3 protein-coding genes are annotated in these 3842 nt (G+C 38.4%); all 3 read left to right on the plus strand.

The window, feature by feature from the left end:
- Positions 1-96, plus strand: a 96-nt coding sequence (locus Q0940_RS16915) for a flagellin (protein WP_363323595.1), incomplete at its 5' end; no start/stop codon positions are given.
- Between the two features lie 506 nt (positions 97-602).
- Positions 603-2159 carry a flagellin gene (locus Q0940_RS16920; RefSeq protein WP_299271108.1) on the plus strand — a complete coding sequence of 519 codons (1557 nt, stop codon included), beginning with the start codon at positions 603-605 and terminating at the stop codon, positions 2157-2159.
- 498 nt (positions 2160-2657) lie between these two features.
- On the plus strand, positions 2658-3842 hold a 1185-nt coding region (locus tag Q0940_RS16925; protein WP_299271111.1), incomplete at its 3' end, for a flagellin hook IN motif-containing protein.

Here is a 3842-nt window from a genome sequence, read left to right on the forward strand (position 1 = left end):
GAGTTGACTAAGAATCAAATCTTACAACAAGCAGGTACATCAATTTTAGCGCAAGCTAACCAATTACCTCAAGCAGCGTTAAGCTTATTAGGTTAATAAGTAATATTTGATTAATAGTGCTTAGCAATCAGGCTGGTATTCTTAATTAAAGATGTAATACAAAATAAATCGTTAAAAATAAAACCACTGTCATTGTAAATGACGGTGGTTTTTTAGTTTAATGAGTTGTATATACTTCCAAAATCGAGAAGTTAACAACTCAAACTTTCATTGAGTCGACTCATATCCGAAATATTTGAAAATGCCAGGTTATCTCTTACACAATCTCATAAATTATATGTAATGCTATTAACTTGTAATATTGCTATTTGGGTAAATGAATTTAAGCACTATGAATGGCTAGGATCTCCAATTCATAGTTACAAGTACTTGTTTATTTAGCAGTAAATTATTGGGAATAAGTGCAATCGACCTAATGTTGCCGTTTATTGGCAATTATTTGTAATAAAAAGCAAGATTTTATTAAAGTGCGGACATAAAGTGCCGATACACCTAGTAACTGAAGAATAATTCAACTGCAAATTGCGGACTAGGGGAATAACATGGCTTTAACAGTAAATTCAAATCCATCATCAATAAATGCTCAAAATAAACTATCTGGTTCATCTATGGGTTTATCAACATCAATGCAACGTTTAGCGTCAGGCTTACGTATCAACAGCGCAAAAGATGACGCTGCTGGTCTGCAAATTTCAAATCGACTAACGTCACAAATCAATGGCTTGAACGTTGCTGTTCGAAATGCCAACGATGGCACATCAATGGCTCAAACAGCTGAGGGTGCATTGCAAGAATCAACAACTATCCTACAACGTATGCGTGACTTGTCTGTTCAATCAGCGAATGCCACGAATACAACGGTAGATAGAAAAGCACTAAATGAAGAAGTAACTCAGCTAAAAGCTGAATTAAACAGAATCGCGGATACAACGACATTTGGTGGCCAACAATTATTAGATGGTACGTTTGGTAATCAGCAATTCCAAGTAGGTGCAGATGCAAACCAAACGATTGGTTTATCAATCAACTCAGCCCAAACGGATGATTTAGGCAGTGCACGTGCTAACTTAGATGCTGGTACCTTAATGGGTGTTTCTACGGCAGGCGCAGCAGACGCAGCGGCAGCGGAAGCATTACTAAATACAGCCAATGCGGACACCATGACTATTTCGGGTGTAAATGAAGCAACCGTTCAGTTTAGTGTTGATGATAGCTCAGCTGAAATGGCGGCTAAAATCAATGCAGAATTTAATACAACGGGTGTAAAAGCCGACGCTAAAACCACAGCGATGATCACAGGCTTTGTTGGTGGTGAAGTTGATGTTGCTAACGGTACAGCGGATAACGTAAGCTTTACATTAAGTAATGGTACGTCATCTGAAATTATTTCGTTTACATCATCAGGTGATGCCAATGACGATATGCAAACGATGATCGCAAAAATTAATGAGAAAGCATCAGTTACAGGTATTGGTGCGTCATATAGCTCTGAAGCACTTGCGGGTACAGCAGGTATCGTATTAACGTCAGAAGCGGGTGATAATATAATTATCTCTGATTTAACAGATGACAATGCATCTGCCGGAGGTACTGCCACAGCATTTGATGTAACGGGTGCAGATTATGACGGAACAGCTGATGCGACAAGTAATACAGTAACATCTGGTGGTGCAGCGGACTCGATAGCGGTTCGTGGTTCAATTCAACTTGATAGTACATTATCTTTCTCATCAACATCATCATCAACTGATACAGGTATTGGTGTAGAAACACGTTCATCGGAAATCAGTATTGATACGCTTGATTTAACATCAGCGCAAGGCTCACAAGATGCGATTGCGGTAATAGATGGTGCGTTAGCGAAGATTGATAAAAACCGTTCAGTTTTAGGTGCAACGCAGAACCGTTTGGAATCGACAGTGAACAACTTAAGTTCAATTGTTGAGAATTCATCGGCAGCCCGTTCACGAATTCGTGATACAGACTTTACGGTTGAGACAGCTGAGTTGACTAAGAATCAAATCTTACAACAAGCAGGTACATCAATTTTAGCGCAAGCTAACCAATTACCTCAAGCAGCGTTAAGCTTATTAGGTTAATAGGTAATATTTGATTAATAGTGCTTAGCAATCAGGCTGGTATTCTTAATTAAAGATGTAATACAAAATAAATCGTTAAAAATAAAACCAGTGTCATTGTTAATGAGACTGGTTTTTTGTTTTAGGTGGTTTTTAGTTTTTCTAATTATTTCATTTAGTCATTTAATATTCTTTAAGCGGTAGGTTAATAAATCAATCATTTCTAAACCTTATTATTAATTAATAGAGAGGGGGTTAGTAAAAAATCAGGGTGAATTACTTGAAAAATATTATGTATTTGTATGATTTAATTTGTAATTTAAGGTCTTATTTAATCAATTTTACAATTATTTCATAAAAAAATAACAAGTTAACTAACTGAAAAGCGGCAATAAATTGCCGCTTTGCGGCAAGAATTGTAAAAAAAGGTTAAATTTTATTAAAGTGCGGCAAGAGTCGGCCGATATAACTACTGATAGAAATATAATTAAACCGCTAATAGCGGGGTAGGAGAAAATAATGGCTTTAACGGTAAATTCAAATCCATCATCAATAAATGCTCAAAATAAACTATCTGGTTCATCGAGCGGTTTATCTACATCAATGCAACGTTTAGCATCAGGCTTACGTATCAACAGCGCAAAAGATGACGCTGCTGGTCTGCAAATTTCAAATCGACTAACGTCACAAATCAATGGCTTGAACGTTGCTGTTCGAAATGCCAACGATGGCACATCAATGGCTCAAACAGCTGAGGGTGCATTACAAGAATCAACAACTATCCTACAACGTATGCGTGACTTGTCTGTTCAATCAGCGAATGCCACGAATACAACGGTAGATAGAAAAGCACTAAATGAAGAAGTAACTCAGCTAAAAGCTGAATTAAACAGAATCGCGGATACAACGACATTTGGTGGCCAACAATTATTAGATGGTACGTTTGGTAATCAGCAATTCCAAGTAGGTGCAGATGCAAACCAAACGATTGGTTTATCAATCAACTCAGCCCAAACGGATGATTTAGGCAGTGCACGTGCTAACTTAGATGCTGGTACCTTATTAGGGGTTGCAGGTGCTGGGGCAAATGATGCAGATGCTGCGGTTGCTGCTTTAGATACAACAGCTGCTGATACCATGACCATAGATGGTGTAAATGAAGCAGTTGTGCAGTTTGGTATCGGTGATAGCTCAGCTGAGATGGCGGCTAAAATCAATGCAGAATTTAATACTACGGGTGTAAAAGCCGACGCTAAAACCACAGCGATAATATCAAACTTTGCCGGTGGTGAAGTTGATGCTGCTAACGGTACGGCCGATAACGTAAGCTTTACATTAAGTAACGGAACATCAACTGAAACCATTTCGTTTACCTCATCAGGTGATGCGAATGATGATATGCAAACGATGATCGCTAGGATCAATGAAAAAGCGTCAGTTACTGGTATTGGCGCGTCATATAGTTCATCAGCTCATGACACAAATGGCACTGGTATTATATTAACCTCTGAAGCTGGTGATGATATTATCATTGGTGACTTAACGGATGATGATGCATCGCTTGGTGGTACTGATGTTTCATTTGATGTAACTGGTGCGGATTATGATGGAACGCAAGATGCGAGTGCTGATACGACAGTAACATCTGGTGGTGCTGATTCGGTTGCAGTTCGTGGTTCAATTCAACTTGATAGTACGTTGTCT

This window comes from uncultured Psychrosphaera sp. (assembly GCF_947500655.1).
In the GTDB taxonomy this organism is placed as follows: Bacteria; Pseudomonadota; Gammaproteobacteria; order Enterobacterales; family Alteromonadaceae; genus Psychrosphaera.